We start from the raw sequence: 22,799 nt of genomic DNA on the forward strand, positions 1-22,799 counted from the left end.
ACTCCTCTTCAGGAAGTGGTGGAGCGGCATAACGTGGCGAGCCGCGGGGAGAGCTGGCGCACCGACGCGTGCTGCGAGTGTCGGGCCAGGACGCGGGCGAGACGCCGGAGGTCGATCGTGACGGTTGCGGACCGTACGGCGGCGACCCCGCCGAGCAGCGCCGCGGTCAGCGCACAGGCGTGGTCGATCTCGCCGTCGGCGGCGTATGCGAGCGCCCGGCGCACTCCGTACCGCACCTGGGTGCGCACCGCGTGGGGAGAGACCTGTGCGAGCTGCCGGTCCAGTGCTTCGGCGGCCTGCCGCGGACGCCCCAGGTCGTACAGGCACCACCCCTGGACCATGCTGACCGAGTCGGGCAGGTGCATGCTGCCGATCACCGGTGCGTCGGATGCCTCCGACCGGTCGGCGAGCAGCTCCCGGGCCTGGTCCAAGGCAGCCTGAGCGGCACCGTGGTCACCCGCGAGCGCATGGCCCTGTGCCTCGCGCTGAGCGGCGAGTCCGCGGATCCGGGGTGGGAGCGCGCCGCTCCGTGCCCGCTGGGCCAGGGCGATGGTCTGTTCGGCGTCGTCCTGGTACAGGGTGACCAAGGCACGGCGGACCAGGGCATATCCGGCCAGCGCTCGGTCACCACCGGCGGCCGCGAGATCCACTGCACGCTGGGTCCACCACAGCGCCGCCGCGTCGTCGCCGGTCTCCTGTACCAGCCAGCCGATGTATTCGGCGTAGCGGGAGCCGAGCGCCAGCAGTTCCCGGCGGGTGCGGGAGTCGACGTGTGCCGACAACTCCCGCAGCGTGTGGGTCTGCGCGATCAGTCCGGGGAGCAGGAAGCCGGGCTCCACGCTCTGGCCGAGCTGCCGGTAGTGCGCGAACAGGTCACGGGACGCCGCCAACATTCCGACCCCCGTGGCCGACGGGACCGGACCCTGACCGCCGGTGCGCCAGCGCAGCAACGAAGCGGCGCCCACCCCCACCACCTGACGCCGCCCCATGGGCTCGAAGCTCCCCGAGCCGTCCGGAGACAGTTGCATCGTCCACTCCTCCTCGTCGATTCCGCCGGGTGCGGGCTCCTGCGGGATGGCCGAAGCCGGTGCGGCGACCAGGGCGATCAGTGCTCCACCGGCCCGGAGGGCGGCGTCGCACAACCGGGCGAGATCGCGGCTGGGCGCCTTGATGCCTCGTTCGACCTTGCTCAGTTGTGCCTTGCTGTAGTGAACGGCGGACGAGAGCGCGGTGAGGCTGAGGCCGGCGTCCAAACGTCGTTTCCTCAGTTCCTCGCCGAACGCGGTGGACGGTTGCGGCACGAGAACCTCCATGACCATCCGTCCGTGTGAACGGGGCTGCCGCACGAAAGAGTGCGCCAACCGCGCCCGGACGGACAAGGCGAACGGTGCTGTTTCCCGTTTCCTTCTCCGCGGCGGGGGCGCAGTAGTCGCGGAAGCGTGCGGTGGTGTTGCGATCGGGAATCCACGCCGATCCACAGGGCGACAACGCCCGTGCCACAGCCGGGAGTCCGGTGGCTTCGGGGCGGCGGCCGGGGCAGGGATGTGCCGCCCGGGCCGCCGGAGCTGGCAGCGCAGTGGCAGTGGGGCCCGGCGCGGCCGCCGGCGTTCGCTGCCACTGGACGGCCGGGTGCGGATCGGCCGCAACAGGAAGACGTTCACCGCGGTGACGTGCGGGAACTGGTCGGTGAAGGGAACCTGGGCCTCGTCGTCGCGGACGACCGCCAAAGGCCGAGCCTCGTAAGCAGGGTTGGAACGACGGGCACCGCCTTCAAGCACCGGGCCGGCGGCCCACCGGGGACGCGGCGGATGGACAGCAACACCGGCTACGGGGTGGCGAGATACCTACCTCAAGGGCTACCTGCGGAACCCCATGGGTCGTAGGAGGGGTGCCGCCGTCGGGCCCCGACGGCGACGCCCCTCCGCCCCTCCCGGAAGCGTCAGCCCTTGTGGGGGGAGAAGCCGCCGCTGGCGTCGCCGCTGGCGGTGCAGTCCATGTTGCGGTAGCGGTCGACGAAGGTGCCGGTGATGCCGGTGAACGCGTCGTAGTTCTGGTCCATGGGCAGGTCTTCACCCACCCTGAACCGCAGTTGGACGTGGACGGACTCGCGGGGCTTCAGTGTCTTCGGGCCGGGGATGGTGCCGCGGGCCGTGCCATCCGCCTGGCGCAGCGTCTTCCAGGCGTTCTGCGCGGTGTCCCAGTACTGGAGATCGCCGTACGGGCCGAGGTCGCGCTCGCCCTCGTTGTAGACGTAACTGCCCAGCTTGGCGCTGAGTTCGAACGACTTCAGCTCCTTCGTCGAGGCGTTGGTGAGGGTGGCCGTGTAGGTCGTCCACTGCGTGCCGAGAGTGAGCGACTTGGGTATGCCGAACGCGCGGCCCACGAAGGTGTTGTTGTGGTACTGCCCGTAGGCGGTGTCGAGGTCGTAGCACGTCGGGATGTCCGCGGCGGGGGCTGCCTGGGTGGCGGGTGCGGCGGCCACCGCCACGGGGAGCAGGGCGGCCGTCGCGGCCGAGACCGACAGGGCGCGGCGCAGCTTCATGAAGATCTCTTTCCGGGTTCTTCGGACCCTCGGTGCCTTCGTTTCCCGTGTTGTTGGGTTTTCAGGCCGTGGATCCTTGGGTGGTGAGGTGCTTGGGGGAAGGGTGGGGCTTACGCGGTGGCGTCCGTGGCGCCCGGACCGGTCAGGCCCTTGCGGCGGCGCACGCCGATGACCGCACCGGCGCCGACCACCAGCGCGGCTCCGCCGGCGAGGGCGATCGCCGGGAGCGCGGAGGAGGAGCCGGTCGCGGCGAGGTGGGCGCCGCCCATCGGGCTGAGGCCACCGGCGGAAGCGGAACCACCCGTACCGGCTACGGGCGCGGCGCTCTGACCGGGCTCGGCCGTGCCGCCCGGCTTGCCCGGCTCGGTGGGCTTGGCGGTCGGGGACTGGGTCGGCTTCGCGCCCGCGGGGAGGATGGTGAAGTCGTACCAGGCTTCCTTGGCCGAACCGCAGGAACCGTCGGGGTTGCGGTAGTCGCCGGCGGCGAGCGCGTACCCGGCGCCGGGCTTGGCGTCCTTGACCGCGCGGGTGCGCAGTTGGAGCGTGAGGGTGCTGCCCGGGCCGACGGCGAAGGAGCCGAACAGCTCGTCGGGCGTCGCGTCGTGGAAGGTCTTCCACCGCCCCGTCTTGGCGTCGCGGTACTCGGTCTCCAGCTCCCAGTACGGCCGGTCGACGTCTTCGGCGGACGACACGAGCAGGAAGGGTTGGACCTCCGCCAGCGGCTTGCCGGTGGTGTTGGTGAGACTCATGGAGAACGGGGTCCAGGCGCCGCCCGCAGCCAGCTTGGACGGCAGCCCGTGGACGGCCACCTGCAACTGGTCGGACTCGAACGCGCAGGACTGACCCGCACCGTCGGAACCACCGGCGTCCTCGCGACCAACGGCGTCCGTGCGTCCAGCGGCGGCAGCTCCTGCGGCGCCGGTCCGCTCGGCGGTCCCGGCGGCTCTCGGCGGCTTCCCGGAGGAGGGGCGGGTGGCCCCGTCGCGGTCCTGGGACGCCGAACCGCCGGCAGCGGCGTCGCTCGGGCGCCGCGGCTCGTCCGGGTTGGTCGTTCCGCCGCCGCTCGTTGCGGAATCCGCCGGCCGGTCCGACGGTGTGGCGGCGTCGGGGGAGTCGGGAGTGGCGGGCGTGCGGGGACCGGCCTCGGACACCGGATCCGTTGCGAGTGCGGCGGTGGGCGCGGCCAGTACGGCGGCGGGCGCCAGTACGGCGGCTGCGGCGGCGGCCGTCAGGGCGCGGCGAATCTTCATCGAGCAGACCTCTCGGATCCCAAGTGCCGTCTGAGCGGCACAGGTTGACGTACGCCACGTTCAGACCGTGCATGACGCATGGTGTGCGGGGGTGCGCAGGCGTACGTGCGCACGGTTGCGCCACATATGTGACGACGCGTATGGCGAAAAGGTTGCACACTGAAGTCACTGAAGTGACGTGTGGAGGGGTAAGGCGCCCGGATTCCGGTTCGGGGTCGCCTTCGAGGGGGCATCGAGTGGTGGTGGATCGGGGTGGGGTGCTTCCCTGCCATCAACTCATTTACCGCGGGCGGGAGTTGTCGAACGTGCTGATGTCGCGGGCCGTCGCTGGGCGCGTCCCCGCGGTAGGGCCGCAGGGGCACCTCGGCGGCGGCTGTGCGGTTCTCGCGTTGCCGGGCCGGGTGACGCGACGCGGGGTGCGGGAATCCCGTGACGGGTCGGCGGGTTGTCGGTCGGGTCAGCCGCAACCGTGTGAGGGGTTTCCGTGCGCGCCATACAGATCGACCGTTTCGGCACACCCGACGTGCTGGACCTCGTCGAGGCTCCCGAGCCTGAGCCGGGGCCCGGGGAGGTGTTGATCCGGACCGTGGCGTCCAGCCTCAACCCGGTCGACGACAAGACGAGGGAAGGGGCCATCGGCGAGGGCACGCCCCCGCTGCCGATGACGCTCGGCTGGGACCTGGCCGGCATCGTGGCCGACGGGGGCGACAGCGGACTGCGCGCGGGGGAACGCGTCATCGCGATGTCGCACCAGCTCGGCTCGGGCCGGGGGACCTGGGCCGACCTGGTTGCGCTTCCCGCGTCGGCCGTGGCCGTCGCGCCGCAGGCGGTCGGCCTGGTCGAGGCCGCCACGTTGCCGCTGCCCGGACTGACCGCCTGGCAGACGCTGAACTGGCTGGCGGTGTCTGCCGGGGAGCGGATGCTGATCGCCGGGGCCGCCGGTGCGGTTGGCGGGGTGGCGCTCCAACTGGCGCGCGCACGGGGCGTCGCGGTTGATGTGCTGGTCTCCCGGGACGCGCAGGTCGCGTTCGCCCGTGACCACGGCGCCGAGGTGGTCGCCACCGACCCTGACGCGTTCCGAGCCCGGAGCTACGACGCGGTCTTCGACACCTTCGGGGCCTTCCTGACCGACGCCGTGGCGGACGGCGGCCGGTACGCGTCGATCGCCACCCAGGCAGGTCCGGTCCCCGACCTGTCCGCACGCGGCGTCCGCACCACGGTCAACCAAGTGCACGAGGACGGCGCCGGGTTGCGCGAGTTGGCCGGACTCGTCGACGACGGTTCGCTGCGGTTGCGCCTGCACGCCGCCTTCGGCGTCGACCAGATCCGGGCCGCGCACCGACGCTTCCTCCGGGGCGGTCTGTCCGGGAAGATCGCGGTGACCTTCTGAGCCGGCGGCCGCAGGGCGAGCACCTCGGGCGCCTTGCGGGGAGCCTCTCAATTCACCGTGACAGTGCCGCCCACCGGCGCCGCTGCCAGCGGGAACAGCGGCGAGCGGATCTCACCTTGCAGGACGACCAGTATGACGGCGCGCCTCCCCGCATGGGCATCGACGTGGACGGCGGGCGCCCAGTGATCCGCCGGACCCGTTGAACCTCCGGTGCGGTCGGGCGCGGCCACGGCCCGATCCGGCTGGGTGAGATCCCTCCGACGGCGTCCTGCTCCACCAACCGCTCAGCCGGCGTTTCCGCGTCGGTGCGGTGCGATGCGCCGCACCGGTCGGCGGCCGTGCCGGGTGCCGTCCTTCGCCCTGGGCCCCAGCCAGGCCGCGGCCAGGGTGAGTGCGGAGGCGCCGATCAGGACGATCAGCGCCCATCGGGGGCCGTCGAGGGTGCCGTGGGTGGGGGCGGCGTGGAGGGCGAGGGTGACGAGGGCGACGCCGAGCGCGGTGCCCAGCCCCCGCGTCATGTTGACCAGTCCGCCGCCGGTGCCGGAGGAGGCCGCCGGGATGGCGCTCATGATCAGCGTGTTGTTGGCCGGCGTGAACATGCCCAGGCCCACCCCGAGCAGCGCCAACAGCGGGGCCAGACCGGTCGGGGTGAGGGGGACGACGAGCAGGGCGGTCAGCGCCAGCGTGCAGACGGCGGCGCCCAGCAGGCACCGGGTGCGGTCCGTCAGGGTGGGGGGCAGCAGCCGGTCGGCCGTGGTGGCGGCAGCGGCGAAGCCCGCCGGGAGCGCGGTGAGCACCGCTCCCGCGGTCAGGTCGGAGTGCCCGTTCCCCGTCAGGACGACCGGGACGAGGACGAGCGGTCCGAACAGCACCAGGTAACCGCTCAACGCACCGAGCAGCCCGGACGAGACCGCCCGCAGGCGCAGTAGTGTCAGATCCAGCAACGGCGTCGCGGCGCGCCGCTGCCGCCCGACGAACGCCCAGGCCGACACCGCGCAGAGCACGAACAGGCCACCGATGCCCCACGCCGGTACCGGCAGACCGGAAGCCGCCGAGACGCCGAGCAGCCCGGACGTGGTGGCCACGGCCAGCAGGGCGAGCCCGGGCCAGTCGAAGCCCGTGACGTGCTGACGACTCCGGGTGCGGGGCAGCAGGTAGTGCCCGGCCACCAGGGCGACCAGGCCGACGGGCACGTTGACGCCGAAGACCCAGCGCCAGCCCAACGTGGACACCAGGGCGCCGCCGACGGTGGGCCCCAGGGCCAGACCGAGTGCCTGGGCCGCTGCCTGGACGCCCAGCGCGGTGCGCATCCGCCCGCGCGGTGCGCTGGTGGCGACCAGGGCGACGCTGTTGGCCTGCATCATCGCGGCCCCGGCGGCCTGCACGATCCGGCAGCCGATCAGCGCGCCCAGTGACGGGGCCAGTCCGCAGGCGGCTGACGCGGCGGTGAAGACGACGAATCCGTACAGGTAGAACAGCTTCCGGCCGTGCGCGTCCGCCAGGCGACCGGCCGGCACGAGCAGCGCCACCAGCGTGATCAGGTAGGCGAGCGAAACCCATTCGACGGCCGCCAGCTCGGCCCCGAACTCGGTGCGCAGGCTGCCGTAGGTGAGCGTGACGACGCTGGCGTCGAGCTGGCCCATGAAGGCACCGAAGCAGACGGTGGCGACGGCCAGCCACCACGCCCCGGGGAGGTCGCGTATGCGCTCCGGGCGCGGGCGTTCGTGCGTCAGCGCCTTCGGCAGCAGGCGTCGGCGCGGGGGACCGGCGGTGCGTGGCCCCGTCACCTCGGCCCCCTGAGCGAGAGGCGTTGATCCGTGGACCGCAGTGCGCGCGAAGGACCCTCCATGACTCTCATATTACATCGGCATCCGAAATATTCGGTAGCCGATGCGTGTGTGGGGGTGGATGCGGACGCCCCGCCCGGCGCGCGAAGGCCCGCGGCTAGAGTCGGTCCATGCCGCAGCAACGCCACCCAGCGTCCCCGTCGCCCGCGCCCGGCGACGGGGGCACGGACGCCCGCCTGCTCACCGAGGCCGTCACCCGGCTCCGCCGCGCGCTGCGCGCTTCCATCCGGACCGATTACCCGTGGGAGCAACTGCCCATGGCCCAGGTCGAACTGCTCCAGGTCCTCGCGGAACACTCCCCGGCCAGGATCAGCGACCTCGCCACCCGCCAGCGTCTCGCCGCCAGTACGGTCAGCGGGCTCATCGGCCAGATGATCAACGCGGGGCTGGTGGCCCGCGCGGTCGACCCGGCTGACCGCCGCGCCTCCGTCGTCACCCTCACCGAGGCCGGGCGCACCCAACTCACCGCCTGGGCCGGCGCCCACGAACGGCGCCTGGACGACGCGCTCGCCGCGCTCGACGAGGTGGATCGGGCGGCCGTCCGCGCCGCCCTGCCCGGTCTCCTGCGCATCGCCAGGCATCTGGAGGGCGACTCCGACGTCGGCTGAGCGCCGCGCGAAGCAGGCAGTTCCGCGGCGACCGACCGCGGCTCCGTGCCTTCCGGGGCCTGACCTCTGATGCCTGTCGTCCGGTGCCTGTCGTCCGGTGCCCGTGGTCAAGTGTCTGGCGCCTCTGCTCCGGTGCCTGTCGTCAGGTGTCTGTCCTCCGTCATCTGTCCTCCGTCATCTGCCGTCTGGCGTTTGGTGTCTGGTGCCCGGTGCCTGCGGTCGGGGACCGGGCGTTCGCGGTGCATGGCGCGGCCTCTGTGTTGCCTGCCTGGCGCGTCGAAAGGTCCTCCCTGCCCCCTTGGTCCAGCATGCGGACGCGGGAATGCTCATGGCTGAGATGCATCGCCCGAAGCGGTGCATCCTGCGAGGTGCGCTGGTGGTCGCGCTGTCCACTGGCCGGGAATCGATGCCTACTGGCCCGTAGGTTCTCGGCCCACCCGCAAGTAATTCAACAAACTGTTGCCTGGCCCATCGCGAGCGGATAGCGTGCGGCCGGTGGTGATCAACAGTCGGAGGTGTCGGAACTCGGAGAGGGTGCGTTTGAATTGGACGTGGACGCGATACGACTGTTTCCCGATCGAATGGAGATCGGGATCGTGACGGCCCCATGGTGAACGGGGCTTTCATCGCGACCGTTTTTGCGATGGTGGCCGCCCCAGGACCCTCATTCATGGTTCTGGTGAATGAGACCCTGCGTTTCGGACGCGGGGCCGGGCTGGTGACCATTCTCGGTAGCAGTACCGGTTTGCTCATGTGGGCGGCTACCTCCGCCCTGGGGCTGGCCGCGCTGACACAGACCTCTGAGTTGGTGTTCACCGTCTTCAAGCTGACCGGTGCCGCCTACCTCTGCTACCTCGCCGTCATGACCGTGCGCAACCGACGGAACTTCGGACGCCAACCGGCGGAGGAGTCCCCGGCGCGCGACGCCGCCACGCTGTGGCGCTCTTACCGATCAGGGCTGGTCACCAGCGCCGCCAATCCCAAGATGGCCACCGTCTATCTGGCGTTGATCCCGCAGTTCCTGCCGCCCGGCGGTGGTACGCCCGCCGACGTGGTCACGTTGACCGCCGTGCAGATCGCGATCAGCGCCGGCTGGTACGCCGTGGTGGTCGCCCTCGTCGGGCTGGCGAGGCGGTTGTTCGCCGTGCCGGCGGTGCAGGTGGGGCTGGCCTGGGTGAGTGCCGCCGTCCTGTTGACGCTCGGGCTGCGCACCGCGGTGATGACCAGCTCCATGCTCTAGCCGAACGGCTGGAAAAGCGAAGACCCGTCCAGGGGAGAAGAGGGAAATCTTGACGCCGCCCGAAAAGGTCGAATCCCAGGTGCGCGAAATCATCGCGTCCGTGCTTGGTTCGTCCGCGCCATCTGAAATCCGACTCGATGCCGAGTTGCATGAAATCGGAGTCGAGTCGTTGAGCATTCTCGCCATCGTGGTGCGAGTCGAAGAGGAATGCGGTATCAAGATCGGCGACAGTGAGCTCTTCGAAGCCTCGCTGAAGCGTGTCGGCGATCTCGTCGAGTTGGTGCAGTCGAACATGGCAAATTCCTAGAAACGAGGTACGGAAACGTAATGATGAATTCGGCAGAAGCATCGCTGACCGCTGAAGAAATCGTTCCCACGCACTGGTACAACGTGCTGTCCGACCTCAGCGGTGTCGAGGACGCGGCCAAGCTGCGCCAGGCAAGGCCGGAGACCCGCACGGACGGCGACGCGGTCGCCCCGCAGATCCCGCTGTCGATGTACCGGCAGAGCATGGGCCGGGAACGGTTCGTGGAGATCCCGCAGGAGGTGCGCGCGGAGTACCTGCGCTGGCGGCCGACCCCGCTCAAGCGGGCCCGCCGGCTGGAGCAGCTGCTGGACACCCCCGCCCGGATCTACTACAAGTACGAGGGCACCAACACCACCGGCAGCCACAAGCTCAACACCGCGCTGGCCCAGGCGTATTACTACAAGCAGGCCGGCATCACCAGCCTGACCACCGGCACCGGCGCCGGCCAGTGGGGCTCGGCCCTCGCCGTCGCCTGCCGCATCTTCGGCCTTGAGTGCACCGTCTACATGGTGCGGGTCAGCTACGACCAGAAGCCCTACCGCCGGATCATGATGGAGATGAACGGGGCCAAGGTCATCTCCAGCCCCAACGAGAACTCCGAGGCCGGCCGCGCCGCGCTGGCCCGCGATCCGAACACCGACGGCAGCCTGTCCATCGCCAACGCGGAGGCGTTCGAGCACGCCCGCCAAGTGGAGCGCTGCAACCTCTCGGTGGGCAGCGGGGAGAACCACGTCCTGCTCCACCAGACCGTGATCGGCCAGGAAGCGGTGCGGCAGTTCCGCGCCATCGGCGACTTCCCGGACGTGGTGATCGGTTCGGTCGGCGCGGGCAGCAACTTCTCCGGCGTCTCCCTGCCGTTCTTCCACGAGAAGGTGCGCGAGGGACTGGACACCCGGTTCGTCGCGGTGGAGCCGGAGGCGTGCCCGAAGCTCACCAAGGGCCGCTACGCCTGGGACTACAACGACTACACCGGCATCACGCCGATGACGAAGATGTACACCCTGGGGCACACCTTCGTCTCCCCGGGGATCCACGCCGGCGGTCTGCGCTACCACGGCGCCGCCCCCTTGGTGAGCGCGATGTACCACCAGAAGCTGATCGAGGCGGTGGCCTATCCGCAGCGCTCGGTGTTCGAGGCCGGCATCACCTTCGCCCACGAGGAGGGCCTCATTCCGGCGCCCGAGTCGGCGCACGCCATCCGCGGCGCGATCGAAGAGGCGCTGCTGGCGAAGAAGGAGGGCCGGGAGAAGGTCATCCTGTTCAACCTCAGTGGCCACGGGCTGCTCGACCTCTCCGCCTACCAGCAGTTCCTCAGCGGAAACATGACGGACATGGCGGCCTCGGACGAGGCGATCGCCGCCTCGCTCGGCCGCTTGCCGGCCATGGACGACCTGGGCGCGGCAGCGCACTGAGAACGAGCCCTACAGATGGAGGGACAGGCCGTGCACAACCCGACTGACGAGGTGCTGAACGTCGCGATCGTGGGAACCGGTCCACGGGGGATCTCGGTGTTCGAGCGGATCGCGGCCAACCTGACGGCCGAACCGGAACCGCGCACCGTCCGGATCTGGCTGATCGACGCGGTGGAACTGGGCGCGGGGCGCATCTGGCAGACCGACCAGGAGACCTGCTTCCTGATGAACACCGTGGTCGGTGAGATCAGCATGTTCTCCGGGGTCCTCGACCGCGCTCCGTGCCGGCCGGGCGCCGGCCTGTCCTTCCAACAGTGGCTGCGCACCCAGCCGGACCCGGCACTGTCCGGGCTGGGCCACGACGAATACGCACCGAGGTACGCCTACGGCAGGTACCTGCGGTACGTGTACGACTCGGTGGTGCGCGGGATGTCCGGGCTCGGCGACGTCGTCGAGGTGGTCGGCACGACGACCTCGTTGCGCGAGGTCGACAGCGGCTACGAGCTCCGCGTGTCCACGGTGGACGGCGAGCTGACGGTGACCGCCGACGCGGTGGTGATCACCACCGGGCACGCTCCGGCGGTGCTGTCCGGGCACCAGGCGGAGCTGGCGGGATTCGCCCGGGAGCGGCCCGAACTCCGCTACCTCAGCGGGGATTCGGCCGCCGACCTGGAACTGTCCTCGATCGAGCCGGGCGCCGTCGTCGGGGTCGTCGGGCTCGGCCTGTCCTTCTACGACATCCTCATGTCCTTCACCGTCGGCCGTGGCGGGAGGTTCAAGGAGGGGCCCGACGGCTCGCTGTTCTACGTGCCCAGCGGCAACGAGCCCCGCGTGGTGGCCGGTTCGCGCAGCGGATTGCCGATCCGCTCGCGGGGCCGCAACCAGAAGGGGGTGACCAGCCGGGCCGCGCCGAAGTTCCTCACCTCGGCCGCCGTCGGCCGGTTGCGCGAGCGCAACGTGCAGCAGCGCGGCAATCCGGCCCTGGACTTCGACCGCGACGTGCTCCCCCTGCTCCGGGCCGAGGTCAACTACGTCTACTACACCACCCAGGCGCGGACCCAGCACGGGCCGGACCGCGCCGAGGCGGTCGCCGCGGAACTGCGGGCGCTCGGACCGGACCCGGCCGGCTGGCGCGGGGTGGCGCGGCGCCACGGACTGACGGACGTGGCACCGCTCGACCTGGACCAGCTGTCCAGGCCGTTGCGCGGCAAGCGGTTCGCCTCCGGCGCCGATCTGGTCGCCGAGGTGCGGCGCATCCTGCTCGCCGACATAGAGGCGGCTCGCCGCGGCAACGTGGAGAGTCCGCTCAAGGCCGCGCTGGACGCCATCCGGGACTCCCGCGAGGCGCTGCGGCACGCCGTGGACTTCGGCGGTCTGGAACCGCGGTCCCATCGGGCCGACTTCCTCGGCCGGTTCGCGTCGCGCACCTCGCCGCTGTTCACCGGACCACCGCTGGAACGCACCGCGCAGTTCCTGGCCCTGATCGACGCCGGGGTGCTGGAGGTGGTCGGGCCGGACGTGGCGCACGGTTGCGACCCCGAGCAGGGCCGGTTCTTCCTGGAGTCCCCGGCCGTGGAGGACTCGCGCAGGCACTGCGACGTGCTCATCGACTCGCGGATCCCCACCGCCGGCCTGCTGCGCAACACCGATCCGCTGATGCGGCAGCTGGTCGGCGAGCGGATGGCCGCCGGCTTCGTGCACGGCGACGCCGACGAGACGTTCGAGACCGGCGCACTGCACATCACCCCGGCCGAGCGCCGGGTGATCACCGCTCACGGCCGACCGCACCGAGCCGTCTACGGGCTGGGCATCCCGACCGAAGGGGCCTGCTGGTTCACCCAGATCGGCAACGGCCGGCCGGGTGTGCACACCTCGTTCACCAGGGACGCCGACGTCGTCGCGCTCAGCGTGCTGCGCCGGGCCAAGTCCAACGCCTTCTAACGATCGGGGACACGTTGTCCGAGCAAGACGATGCGTACCGGGAGTTCCGGGCCGCGCGGGACCTGCTGCTGCACCACGCCGGGGACCAGGACGCCGCGCGCAAGGCGTTCCGATGGCCGCGGCCACGACGCTTCAACTGGGCGATCGACTGGTTCGACCGGATCGCGGAGGGCAACGACCGGGTGGCCCTGCACGTCGTCGGCCAGGGCGAGCTGACGTTCCAGGAGCTCTCGCGCCGCTCCGACCGGGTCGCCAGTTGGCTGCTCTCCCAGGGCGTGCGCCGCGGCGACGTGGTGATGCTGCTGATGGACAACCGGACCGAGCTGTGGGAGCTGATGCTCGCACTGATCAAGGTCCGGGCGGTGGTCGCACCCGCCTTCATCACCATCTCGCCCGAGGAACTGCGCACCCGCATCGGCCGGGCCGGGGCCCAGCACGTGATCGCCGACCACCGCGTCGTGCCGGGGCTCGCGGTGGACGGACTCCAGACCAAGATCATCGTGGGTGGGGAGCACGAGGGCTGGACCGACTTCGCCACCTCGGTCGGGCACGCGGGCGACTTCGTGCCCGAGGGCCCGACCGAAGCCGACGAGCCGCTGTTCTACTACTTCACCTCGGGATCCACCGCGCGGCCGAAGTTGGTGGTGCATACGCACGTCAGCTACGCGATCGGCCATCTGGCGAGCATGTACTGGAACGGCCTCAAGCCGGGGGACAGGCACCTCAACGTCTCCGCCCCGGCCTGGGCGAAGTTCCCGTGGAGCTCACTGTTCGGCCCCTGGAACGCCGAGGCCACCGTGGTGTCGATGGACACCGCCGACGCGACCCCGCAGGGGCTGCTGGAGGTGCTGGGGACGGGGACGATCACCAGTTTCTGCGCGCCGCCCAGCACCTGGCGGGCGCTGATCCGAACCGGGCTGCCCGACGGCCTGCCCGGCTTGCGCAACGCGGTCAGCGTCGGTGAACCGCTCATGGGCGACGTGGTCGAGCGGGTCCGCGAACTGGCCGGGGTGACCGTCCGCAACGGCTTCGGGCAGTCCGAGGTCACCGCGATGGCCGGAGTGACCGCGTCCTCCTCGGCGGACCCGATCTCCATGGGCCACCCGCTGCCGGGCTACGAACTGGTGGTGGTCCGCCCCGACACCGACGAGCCGGCTCGGGAGGGCGAGCTGTGCCTGGACCTGTCCGGCGCACCCGTCGGCATGATGCGCGGCTACCTCGACCCGGAGGACAACGCCGCCAGCCGCACGCCCGGCGGCCTGTACCGGACCGGTGACCTGGCCCGGTGGGACGACGACGGCTCCCTGGTCTACCTCGGGCGCCGCAAGGACGTCTTCGAGGGGCCGGACGGCGTCCTGGTCGCCCCGCTGGAGTTGGAGCACGTCCTGGTGCTGCACCCCGCCGTCGCCGAACTGTCCGTGGTCCCGGTGGCCGAGGACACGGGCCCGGTGCCGAAGGCGTATGTGGTGCTGTCCGCCGGTTGGAACGCCAGCCGGGCCACCGCCGAGGTGCTCTTCGCCCACCTGCGGGAGCGCCTGCCCGCGTCCAAGTCCGTGCGGTTCTTGGAGTTCGTGGACGACCTGCCGCGCACGGAGTCGGGCAAGGTGCGGCGCGAGGCCGTCCGGGGGCTGCGCCGGTCCCGGCACGTGGAGTTCACCGCCGCGGCGCCCGCCGCGGGTCGGCACGACGGTCGGCCCGGTGGAAGCGCCGCCCCCGAGGGGGAACTCCGGGCGCGCTGACGCGGCCGCCGAGGGGCGCGGGCGGCCTGCGCCCCGCCCGGGCGGCGGCCCGCCCCGCGCCGCCGCTCGCCCTCACCGGCCGAACCAGTCCAGGCAGACGATCGTGGCGTCGTCGCCGATCTCCGCCGCCTCGCGGTGACCGGCGAGTTCGTCCCCGGAGTGACGCCGCCGGAGGGCGCGGCGCCTGGCGTGCGGTACGCCCCCTCGGGTCCACGACAGGCGGGAACACCACCCCCACTGCGCTCTGTGCGCGGCCCGTGACGCATGGCAGGGTCGGTGGACGACGGTCCCGAGGCGTCTGGAGCCCCAACGTGCGAGTCCCTTTGACAGCAGGCCAATTGGAGATCTGGATCTCCCAGATCCTGGAGCCGGTGGGCACGGCCTACAACGTGGGCGACTACTACGAGATCACCGGCGTCCTCGACCCGGCACTGCTGCAACAGGCGGCGCGCACCGCGGTGGACGAGGCCGGATCGCTGGGCGCCCGCTTCGTCACGGAGGCCGACGGGACGCCGGTGCAGCAACTGGCCCCCGCCGAATGGGACTTCGAGGTGCTGGACCTGAGCGGGGAGCCCGATCCGGACGCCCGGGCCCTGGCGTGGATGCAGGCCGACCTCGCCCGACCGGTCGACCTGACCACCGGCCCGCTGCTCGGCGCCGCCCTGATCAAGGTGTCGGCCGACCGCCACCTCTGGTACCGCCGCGTCCACCACATCGTCGCGGACGGCCACGGCCTGGCCGCGCTCGCCCGCCGGACGGCGGACCTCTACAACGCCCTGCACGGCGGAACGCCCCCGGAGCCGCACCCCTTCGAGCCCGTCACCGTCGCCGTCGAGCAGGACCGGGCCTACGCGGCCGGTCGCACGTACCGTTCGGACCGGGAGTTCTGGGCGCAGGAGGCGGCTGCCTGGCCGGCCACCGGACGGCTGTCCGCGGAGGCGCCGCCGGCCTCCGCGGCCCTCCAGGGCCGCCACCACCTGCCGACGTCCGCGGTGACCGCGGTCCAGGAGCAGAGCGAGCGGCTGGCGGTGCCCTCCGCGCACTTCCTGATCGCGGCCACCGCCCTGTACCTGCGGCAGGCCACCGGGGCGGACGAGGTGACGTTCGGCTGCTCGGTCGGCGGACGGGCCACGCGCGCCCTGCGCGGGGTCGTCGCGCCGCTCGCCAACATCCTGCCGCTGCGGGTCACCGTCGATCCGAACGCCTCCGTGGGGGAGGCGTTCGCGCACGCGGACGGCCGGATACGGCAGGCGATGCGTCACCACCGCTACCGCTACGAGGAGTTCCGGCGTGCGCTGGCCGTCGCCGCGGGGCCGGCGGAACCGCCGGGGGTGGGCCCGCTGGTGAACGTCGTGAACTTCGACCGCGACCTGCGCCTGGGGGCGGCCCGGGGCTCGGTGCGCACGCTGAACACCGGCCCCGTACCCGACCTCAGCCTCTTCTTCGACGTACGGTCGCCGCGCGAGGGGACGACCGTGAGCGTGGAGGCCAACCCCGCCACCTACTCGGCGGCGGAGACCGACCGCCACGCCGAGGGCCTCGGCCGACTCGTGGCGGCACTGGCCGCGGCCGATCCCGCGGCGCCCCTTCCCGCCCCGGCACCGCAGCCGGGATGACGCGTCGACCGGGGCCGTCGGCGGGTCGCCGTCACTCCCGCCGGGCGGCGAGCGCGGCGCCGAGCGCCAGGGCCTGGGCACCGGACGGCGCGCCGCCGTCGGGCCGCTCGCGGAACTGGCCGATGAGGAAACCGGCCTGGAAGCGGCTCTTGGCGCCGAGCGCCTTCATCACCTCCGCGACATGACGTTGGCAGCTGCGGACGGACATCCCCAGGCGCCGCGCGATGGACTTGTCCTCCAGCCCCTCGGCGAGCATCGCGACGATCGTCTCCTGGATCTCGCCGGAGATCTGCACGGCCGCCGTCGCGTCGAAGCTGAGCGGGAACGGCGAGGCGCCGCGCCAGGCCCAGTCGAAGAAGCCCCGCATGCTGTGGATGAGCCGCGGTTCGCGCACCAGCAGGGCCGCCTGCGGGTCGTCCGGCACGCCGAGCAGCGCGGCGTGCTGGTCGAAGACCAACATCCGGCACAGGCTCTCGGACTGGGTGCGCACCTCCGCTCCCAGGCTCGTCATCCGCTGCACGTGGTCGATGGTCGGTTGGTGGTAGCGGGCCGGGTGTTGGTACAGCGTGCGCATGGTGACGCCGCGCGCGAGCATCCGGCGGTCCCGTTCCAACGCCGCCCGCAGCGCCTCGGGGGAGCGGGCCCCGCCCGGTTGCGTGGTGAGGACCTCCGCACGGCAGTTCAGGGTCAGCTCCTCGATGAGCTCCTGTACCAGGCCGAGGTCGTCGATCATCTCCACGTGCGCCACGTCGGTGTGGCGTGCCTGGCCCGTCTCGTAGGCGGGCACCAGCGTCTCGAACATCCACCGGAACCGCTCGATCTCGTCCTGTTGGCTGCGGACCTCGCGTTCCATCGGGCGCAGCACCCGGTTGGCGGCGATCCGCGGCGGTACGACGGCCAGCCGCCCGGGGGTGCCCTCGGCGTGGGACAGCAGCCGCAGGCCCGCGAGTTCCTTGACGACCCGCTCCGCCTCGTCGGCGTCGAGGCCGAGGACGGCGAGGTCCTCGATGTCGAATGCGGTCCGGTTCGCCGCGAATTCGAAGACTTCTAAGGCTCTCTGGCTCATCTTGAGTTCACTGACTGAACGTGAGGTATTCATGGCCTACCCCTGCTGTATCAGAGTCTTCCCCTGGTCGGAGGGAAGCCTAGACACGACCGATCAACAACCGGTCAACGCCGCGCAGACGGGAATGACCGCATGCCGGTGAGAGAGCGCGACGACCCGCAAGGGGAAGTGGCGCACCGGACCCGCAAGGACGCCCGGCGGCGAATAACCAACCGCCCTGCGACCGGTGGATTACTGCGCCGTAACAGAGATTTCAAGAAGCTGTGGTACGGCGAGAGCGCGGGGAAATTCGGCGCGGCGGTCACCAGCGTGGTGCTGCCGCTGGTCGCCGTCTCCGTCCTGCACGCCACCACCTTCGAGGTGAGCCTGCTCAATGCCGCGACCTGGGTGCCCTGGCTGCTCATCGGCCTGCCGGCGGGGGTGTGGGTGGACCGGTGGCCGCGCAGGACGGTCATGCTCGTCAGCGACGCCGTCTCCTGCGTGCTGTTCGTGAGCGTGCCGCTGGTCTACTGGTCCGGCGCCCTCGACGTGACCCGGCTCCTGTTGGTCGCGCTGCTCGCCGGTACCGCCGCCGTCTTCTTCCAGACCGCTTACACCGCCTACCTCCCCAGCATCGTCGGCCCCGCGGACCAGGCCGAGGGCAACGCCAAACTGCACGGCAGCGCCTCCGCCGCCCAGATCGCCGGCACCGGCTCCGGCGGACTGATCGCCCAGGTCGTCGGCTCGGTCAACGGCATGCTCACGAACGCGCTGACCTTCCTCGTCTCCTTCGCGTGCGTGGCCCGCATCCGCCATCGGGAGCCGCCGCCGCCCCGCGGCGCACGGGCCCGCGGCGCGCTGTTCCGGGAAGTCGGCGAGGGCGTGCGGTTGGTGGCCCGCGACCCCTATCTGCGCAGCCTCACCCTCTTCGGCGCCGTCTCCAACCTCTTCCTGGCCGGTTACCAGTCGCTGCTCGTGGTGTTCCTGGTGCGCGACGTCGGGCTGACCGACAGCGGGGTGGGCGTGCTGGTGGCGATCGGCGGTGCGGGCGGGGTGGTCGGCGCGCTCGTCGTGCGCCGGGGCGTGACCCGCTTCGGCACGGCCCGGGCACTGCTCCTGTTCGAACTCGCGGTGCCCGCGCTGGCACCGCTGATGGCCCTCACCTCCCGGGGCGCCGGGCTCGCCCTCTTCGTCATCGGCTATGCCGCGGTCTCGGTGGGCGTGGTCGCCGGCAACGTCATCAAGGCCGGGTTCCAACAGGGCTACTGCCGGGCCGACGTGCTCGGTCGGGTCGCCGCGTGCTCGTCGTTCCTCAACTTCGGCACGCTGCCGCTCGGTGCGCTGCTCGCCGGGGCGCTGGGCACCTGGTTCGGGGTGCGCCCGACGCTCTGGGTGATGATCGCGGGCATCCCGCTGAGCGCGCTGATCCTGCTCTGCTCGCCCGTCCGGACCTGCCGTGACCTGCCGACGCGGGCGGACGCGGGGCATTGAGGCGCGCGCCCACCCCGGTGTCGTATGCCCGCTTTGCGCCCTCTCGTCTATGCGACAGACGTGTATGTCAGCCCTCGACGACCCTGGTGGCCGACCTATTCCGGTGACAGCGTGAAGCGCGTCGGCCCCCACCGAATCCGGAGACCGAATCCCGTGAGTCGCTCGGGCCCCCTTCGAAGAAGCAGGAGAACCCCCCATGCGCTTAGCCCAATTGCCTTCGGCCGGACCCGGCGAACCGTTCGACGAGCACGACACCGGATGGGGATGACGCGCCGCAGTAATGGGCGCACGAGGAAATCCGTGAGAAACGACACGACAGGACGCGCATCACGATGACCGATTCCCTTTTCTGGACCATCGAGCCCGGAAAGCCGGCCACGACCCAGGTCCCGCAGTTCGCGGACGCCGCCGAGGCGTGCGCATGGCTCACCTCGGTCCACGCCGAGCTGCGCGCGGCACTGCACCGCCACGGCGCGCTGTACCTCCGCGGCCTGCCGGTCCACGACGTCGACGACTTCGCCGCGGTGCGCGACGTCCTCGTCCCGCAGCGCACGCCCTACCGAGAGAAGGCCACGCCGCGCAGCAGCTACGGCAACGACGTCTACTCCTCCACCGACCTGCCGCCCAACCAACCGATCCGCATGCACAACGAGAACAGCTACACGCTGACCTTCCCCGGCCTGCTGCTGTTCGGCTGCCTGACGGCCCCCGAGGAGGGCGGCGCGACCCCCGTCGCCGACTGCCGCGAGGTCCTCCGCCGGCTCCCCGCCGACCTGGTCGAGCGGATGCGCACCGCGGGCTGGCTGCTGACCCGCAACTACTCGGAGCACATCTCCCTGGACTGGCGCACCGCCTTCGCCACCGACCAGCGGGCGGACGTCGAGAAGTACTGCGCGGACAACCTCGTCTCCTGCGCGTGGGACGACGACGGCGCCCTGCGCACCCGCCAACTGCGCCCCGGCATCATCCACCACCCCGAGACCGGCGAGGACGTCTGGTTCAACCACATGGCGTTCTGGAACTCCTGGTCACTGGACGAGGAGATCCGCGAGGCGCTCCAGGACGAATTCGGCGCCGACGGGCTGCCGTTCGAGACCGGCCTCGGCGACGGCAAGCCCCTGACCCGCGCGGACGTCGACACGATCAACGCCGCCTACGAGGGCGCGACGCTGCGCCGCACCTGGGAGCCCGGCGACATCCTGCTCGTCGACAACGTCCTGGCCACCCACGGCCGCGACCCGTTCCGCGGCGACCGGCGCATCGTCGTCGCCATGGGCGAACCGGTCGCCCTCGCAGACTGCCGGCCCACCGTGGCCCCCGCCGCCCGAGAGGAGCAGCCCGCGTGACCGGCGTACTGGAAGGCCCGCACGGCCTCGACACGACCGTCGCCCCCGGCCGGCCCGTCGACCTCATGGACCGCCTCCACCGGACCGTGGCGCACGCACCCGACCGGACCGCCGTCCGCGACCGGGCCGACACCCTCACCTTCGGTCAACTCGACACGCTGACGACGACGGTGGCGGCCACGCTGACCGGGGCCGGCGTCCGCCCCGGCGACCGGGTGGGCGTCAGCCTGCCCCGGGGCACGGACCTCGTCGTCGCGCTGCTCGCCGTCTGGCGGGCCGGCGCCGCGTACGTGCCGATCGACCCCGCGTACCCGAGCGAGCGCCGGCACGCGATGGTGCGCGACGCGGGCGTCCGGGTGGTGGTGACCACGGCCGCCGCGGGCGACTGGCCGTCCGGCGTGCGCGGCGTCACCGTCGACCGGACCGCCACGTCGACCGCCCCGCGTCCGACACCGCCCGTTCCCGTCGCCGCGCACGCCCCCGCCTACGTCATCTACACCTCCGGCTCCACGGGCACCCCCAAGGGCGTCCAGACCACCCGCGCCGGCGTGGCCGCGCTGGTGGCCGCGCTGGAGGAGGCGGGCATGTACGCCCCGGAGCCGCGCGTCGTGGCCTGGAACGCCAGCGTCTCCTTCGACGCGTCGGTCCAGCAGTGGGCACGCGTGTGCCGCGGCGACACCCTCGTCGTGCTCGACGAGGACGAGCGCACCGACCCCGGCCGGTTGACCGCGGCCCTGGACGCACACGGCGTGCAGGACCTCGACCTGACCCCCTCGCACTGGCACCTGCTCCGCGACGACCTGCTGGCGCGCGCCGCCGCCGGCCGGCACCTGCGCCTGTTCATGGGCGGCGAGCCCGTTCCCGAGAGCACCTGGCGGGAGCTGGCGGCCGAACGCGCCGCCGGGCGGCTCGACGCGCTCAACCTGTACGGCCCCACCGAGTGCACCGTGGACACCGCCGCCGCCTGGATCGACGGCGACGGACCCCACATCGGGCCCGCCCTGCCCGGCGTCCGCGCGCACGTGCTGGACGCGGACCTCGCCCCGGTGGCCGACGGCGCGGACGGGGAGCTGTACCTCGCCGGCCCCCAGGTCGCCCTGGGCTACCTCAACCGGCCCGCCCTGACCGCCACCCGCTTCGTCGCCGACCCGTTCGCCGCCGACGGCTCCCGGATGTACCGCACCGGCGACAAGGTCCGCCGCCGCCCGGACGGCGCCCTGGAGTACCTGGGCCGCATCGACCGCCAGATCAAGATCCGCGGCTACCGCGTCGAACTGGGCGAGATCGAAGCCGCCCTCACCCGCCAACCGGGCGTCGCCGCGGCCGCCGTCACCCTGCACCGCAGCCCCGTCTCCGGTGAACAGCTCGCCGCCTACTTCGTGTCCCCGGCGGACCCGGCCGACGCACCCCCGACCGCCGAGACCCTCCGCGACCAACTGGCCTCCGTACTACCGCAGTTCATGCTCCCGACCTCCTACACCCGGCTCGACGCGCTGCCCCTGACGGTCAACGGGAAGGTGGACCTCGCCGCCCTGCCCGCGCCCGAGGAGCAGCCCACCGCGGCCCCGGAGACCGGTGAGGACCCGGACAACGCCCCGCAGGGCGAGGTCGAGACGCTCATCGCGGCCGTCTGGTCCGAGGTGCTCGGCCGCGCCCGCGTCCACGCCGACGACGACTTCTTCGCCATGGGCGGCCACTCGCTGATCGCGCTGCGCGTCGTGGCCCGGCTCAAGAAGCAGTTCGGGATCGCCATGTCGACCCGCGAGGTCTACCGCCACCCGCAGCTCCGGGACCTCGCCCGGCACGTCGAAGCGCTGCGCGCCGCCGCCTGACCGTCGCCCCCGGCCGGCGGGGCACGGACCGGCCGGTCACCGCCCCGCCGCGGGGCGGCACAGCCCCGACCCCATCCGCACGACAGGAAGAGGAATCGAGCCATCATGGCCGGACACACCCAGGGACGACAGGACACCACTGTCATCCGGATCAAGGAGCGGACCGAGCGGACCTCGCACACGCTCATCTGCCTGGGCTTCTGCGGCGGCGGCACCGGGCCGTACCACGCCTGGGGCGACTGCCTCCCCGAGGACACGGCCCTCTCCGCCATCTGCTACCCCGGCCGGGAGGGGCGGTTCCTGGAGCCCTGCGCGACGGACTGGGACGAACTGGCCGCCGACACCACCCAGGCCGTGCTCTCCGCCGTCCAGGGGCCGTACGTCCTGTTCGGCCACAGCATGGGCGGCTGGATGGCGTTCGACGTGGCCAGCCGCATCGAGCGCGACGGCGGACCGCTGCCCGAGAAGCTGATCGTCTCCTCGTGCAACGCACCCGACCGCGGCCTGACGCCCCGCGACATGTTCCCCGCCCGCCAGGACACGGACGACGCGCTGCTGGACTGGATGCGCACCAACGGACTGATGCCGGCGCACGTCCTGGAGGACCCCGACCTCCAGGAAATGGCGGTGGAACTCATGCGGGCCGACATACAGGTCCGCGACACCTTCCGATACACGCCGGGCGCCCGCGTGAGCATCCCGGTGCAGATGCTCTCCGCGACCGACGACGCCGTCATCGAACAGGACGCCGGCAACCAGTGGCGCCGGGTCGCGAGGGGCCCCTACCAGCACGACGTCCTGCCCGGCGGTCACTTCTACACCCCCGAGATCTGGCGCCGGCTGCCGCTGCACATCCCCGCGCTGACCACGACGGCGTCCACCGTGCCGTCCACCGCCGGTGCCTGAGGCCGCCCGGCCCCGCCGCACCCCCAGTCCGACCTTCCTCCGCCCTGTTCCGCCAGAAAGGACACCCACGCGGTGACGAACCCCTTCGAAGACGCCGACGGGACCTACCTGGTCCTCACCAACGACCAGCAGCAGCACTCCCTGTGGCCGGCCCGGCTGGCACCCCCCATGGGCTGGACCGTGGCCCACGGCGCGACCGGCCACCAGGCGTGCCTGGACTACATCGACACGCACTGGGCCGACCTGACGCCGAAGCCGGCGCTCAGCAACTGAACCCATTCCGGATC

Annotated in this window: 19 protein-coding genes; 14 read left to right on the forward strand and 5 right to left on the reverse strand. The window is 71.9% G+C overall.

Annotated features, from left to right (window positions below):
* Positions 1–8 precede the first annotated feature (8 nt).
* From ACLJT4_RS16525 to ACLJT4_RS16535, 3 genes are all read right to left on the reverse strand, one after another.
* The gene (locus ACLJT4_RS16525; protein WP_411123077.1) at positions 9–1,301 is read right to left on the reverse strand and encodes a helix-turn-helix domain-containing protein; all 1,293 of its coding nucleotides are present in this window, start codon (positions 1,299–1,301) and stop codon (positions 9–11) included.
* 638 nt (positions 1,302–1,939) lie between these two features.
* A complete protein-coding gene (locus tag ACLJT4_RS16530) occupies positions 1,940–2,542 on the reverse strand; it encodes a hypothetical protein (RefSeq protein WP_411123078.1) in 603 nt (200 codons plus the stop codon).
* A 110-nt stretch (positions 2,543–2,652) separates the two neighbouring features.
* Complete coding sequence (locus ACLJT4_RS16535) at positions 2,653–3,792, reverse strand: LPXTG cell wall anchor domain-containing protein (protein ID WP_411123079.1); 1,140 nt, start codon at positions 3,790–3,792, stop codon at positions 2,653–2,655.
* 484 nt (positions 3,793–4,276) lie between these two features.
* On the opposite strand from ACLJT4_RS16535, the gene ACLJT4_RS16540 reads away from it, so the two are divergent.
* Positions 4,277–5,182 carry an NADP-dependent oxidoreductase gene (locus ACLJT4_RS16540; RefSeq protein WP_411123080.1) on the forward strand — a complete coding sequence of 302 codons (906 nt, stop codon included), beginning with the start codon at positions 4,277–4,279 and terminating at the stop codon, positions 5,180–5,182.
* A gap of 50 nt (positions 5,183–5,232) precedes the next feature.
* A complete protein-coding gene (locus ACLJT4_RS16545) occupies positions 5,233–5,385 on the forward strand; it encodes a DUF6191 domain-containing protein (RefSeq protein WP_411123186.1) in 153 nt (50 codons plus the stop codon).
* 81 nt (positions 5,386–5,466) lie between these two features.
* Here ACLJT4_RS16545 and ACLJT4_RS16550 read toward each other — a convergent pair whose 3' ends face one another.
* Positions 5,467–6,969 carry an MFS transporter gene (locus tag ACLJT4_RS16550; protein ID WP_411123081.1) on the reverse strand — a complete coding sequence of 501 codons (1,503 nt, stop codon included), beginning with the start codon at positions 6,967–6,969 and terminating at the stop codon, positions 5,467–5,469.
* Positions 6,970–7,139: 170 nt separating this feature from the next.
* Between ACLJT4_RS16550 and ACLJT4_RS16555 the strand changes: the two genes are divergently transcribed.
* The 7 genes from ACLJT4_RS16555 (at position 7,140) to ACLJT4_RS16585 (ending at position 15,892) form a co-directional block, all read left to right on the forward strand.
* Positions 7,140–7,637: a MarR family winged helix-turn-helix transcriptional regulator gene (locus ACLJT4_RS16555; RefSeq protein ID WP_411123082.1), complete on the forward strand. Its 498-nt coding sequence runs from the start codon at positions 7,140–7,142 to the stop codon at positions 7,635–7,637.
* Positions 7,638–8,280: 643 nt separating this feature from the next.
* Positions 8,281–8,877 (forward strand): LysE family translocator, encoded by a 597-nt coding sequence (locus tag ACLJT4_RS16560; RefSeq protein WP_260222763.1) that lies wholly within the window; start codon positions 8,281–8,283, stop codon positions 8,875–8,877.
* Positions 8,878–8,926: 49 nt separating this feature from the next.
* Positions 8,927–9,184 (forward strand): acyl carrier protein, encoded by a 258-nt coding sequence (locus tag ACLJT4_RS16565; RefSeq protein ID WP_157846738.1) that lies wholly within the window; start codon positions 8,927–8,929, stop codon positions 9,182–9,184.
* Positions 9,185–9,204: 20 nt separating this feature from the next.
* Positions 9,205–10,596, forward strand: coding sequence for a TrpB-like pyridoxal phosphate-dependent enzyme (locus ACLJT4_RS16570; protein WP_016573838.1), 1,392 nt, complete (start codon positions 9,205–9,207; stop codon positions 10,594–10,596).
* 30 nt (positions 10,597–10,626) lie between these two features.
* Positions 10,627–12,537 carry an FAD/NAD(P)-binding protein gene (locus tag ACLJT4_RS16575; protein ID WP_411123083.1) on the forward strand — a complete coding sequence of 637 codons (1,911 nt, stop codon included), beginning with the start codon at positions 10,627–10,629 and terminating at the stop codon, positions 12,535–12,537.
* Positions 12,538–12,551: 14 nt separating this feature from the next.
* Positions 12,552–14,276 (forward strand): AMP-binding protein, encoded by a 1,725-nt coding sequence (locus ACLJT4_RS16580; protein WP_411123084.1) that lies wholly within the window; start codon positions 12,552–12,554, stop codon positions 14,274–14,276.
* Between the two features lie 323 nt (positions 14,277–14,599).
* Positions 14,600–15,892 (forward strand): condensation domain-containing protein, encoded by a 1,293-nt coding sequence (locus tag ACLJT4_RS16585; protein ID WP_411123085.1) that lies wholly within the window; start codon positions 14,600–14,602, stop codon positions 15,890–15,892.
* Positions 15,893–15,923: 31 nt separating this feature from the next.
* Here ACLJT4_RS16585 and ACLJT4_RS16590 read toward each other — a convergent pair whose 3' ends face one another.
* Positions 15,924–16,958 carry a LuxR C-terminal-related transcriptional regulator gene (locus tag ACLJT4_RS16590; protein WP_411123086.1) on the reverse strand — a complete coding sequence of 345 codons (1,035 nt, stop codon included), beginning with the start codon at positions 16,956–16,958 and terminating at the stop codon, positions 15,924–15,926.
* 132 nt (positions 16,959–17,090) lie between these two features.
* On the opposite strand from ACLJT4_RS16590, the gene ACLJT4_RS16595 reads away from it, so the two are divergent.
* From ACLJT4_RS16595 to ACLJT4_RS16615, 5 genes are all read left to right on the forward strand, one after another.
* The gene (locus tag ACLJT4_RS16595; RefSeq protein WP_411123087.1) at positions 17,091–18,428 is read left to right on the forward strand and encodes an MFS transporter; all 1,338 of its coding nucleotides are present in this window, start codon (positions 17,091–17,093) and stop codon (positions 18,426–18,428) included.
* A gap of 332 nt (positions 18,429–18,760) precedes the next feature.
* Positions 18,761–19,774 carry a TauD/TfdA family dioxygenase gene (locus ACLJT4_RS16600; protein WP_411123088.1) on the forward strand — a complete coding sequence of 338 codons (1,014 nt, stop codon included), beginning with the start codon at positions 18,761–18,763 and terminating at the stop codon, positions 19,772–19,774.
* On the forward strand, positions 19,771–21,606 hold the full coding sequence (locus tag ACLJT4_RS16605; protein ID WP_411123089.1) for a non-ribosomal peptide synthetase: 1,836 nt from the start codon (positions 19,771–19,773) through the stop codon (positions 21,604–21,606). Before ACLJT4_RS16600 ends, ACLJT4_RS16605 begins: the two co-directional genes overlap by 4 nt.
* A gap of 105 nt (positions 21,607–21,711) precedes the next feature.
* On the forward strand, positions 21,712–22,512 hold the full coding sequence (locus ACLJT4_RS16610; RefSeq protein ID WP_411123090.1) for a thioesterase II family protein: 801 nt from the start codon (positions 21,712–21,714) through the stop codon (positions 22,510–22,512).
* Positions 22,513–22,584: 72 nt separating this feature from the next.
* Entirely contained in the window at positions 22,585–22,785 is a 201-nt protein-coding gene (locus tag ACLJT4_RS16615; RefSeq protein ID WP_016577617.1) for an MbtH family protein, read from the forward strand.
* Positions 22,786–22,799 lie beyond the last annotated feature (14 nt).

Origin of the sequence: Streptomyces sp. x-19, from assembly GCF_046549115.1 — a bacterium.
In the GTDB taxonomy this organism is placed as follows: domain Bacteria; phylum Actinomycetota; class Actinomycetes; order Streptomycetales; family Streptomycetaceae; genus Streptomyces; species Streptomyces albulus_C.

Coding starts and splice junctions, on each gene's coding strand:
- ACLJT4_RS16530 (WP_411123078.1), bottom strand. CDS start 2,542: ATGAAGCTGCGCCGCGCCCTGTCGGTCTCGGCCGCGACGGCCGCCCTG.
- ACLJT4_RS16535 (WP_411123079.1), bottom strand. CDS start 3,792: ATGAAGATTCGCCGCGCCCTGACGGCCGCCGCCGCAGCCGCCGTACTG.
- ACLJT4_RS16555 (WP_411123082.1), top strand. CDS start 7,140: ATGCCGCAGCAACGCCACCCAGCGTCCCCGTCGCCCGCGCCCGGCGAC.
- ACLJT4_RS16560 (WP_260222763.1), top strand. CDS start 8,281: ATGGTGGCCGCCCCAGGACCCTCATTCATGGTTCTGGTGAATGAGACC.
- ACLJT4_RS16570 (WP_016573838.1), top strand. CDS start 9,205: ATGATGAATTCGGCAGAAGCATCGCTGACCGCTGAAGAAATCGTTCCC.
- ACLJT4_RS16590 (WP_411123086.1), bottom strand. CDS start 16,958: ATGAGCCAGAGAGCCTTAGAAGTCTTCGAATTCGCGGCGAACCGGACC.
- ACLJT4_RS16595 (WP_411123087.1), top strand. CDS start 17,091: ATGCCGGTGAGAGAGCGCGACGACCCGCAAGGGGAAGTGGCGCACCGG.
- ACLJT4_RS16600 (WP_411123088.1), top strand. CDS start 18,761: ATGACCGATTCCCTTTTCTGGACCATCGAGCCCGGAAAGCCGGCCACG.
- ACLJT4_RS16610 (WP_411123090.1), top strand. CDS start 21,712: ATGGCCGGACACACCCAGGGACGACAGGACACCACTGTCATCCGGATC.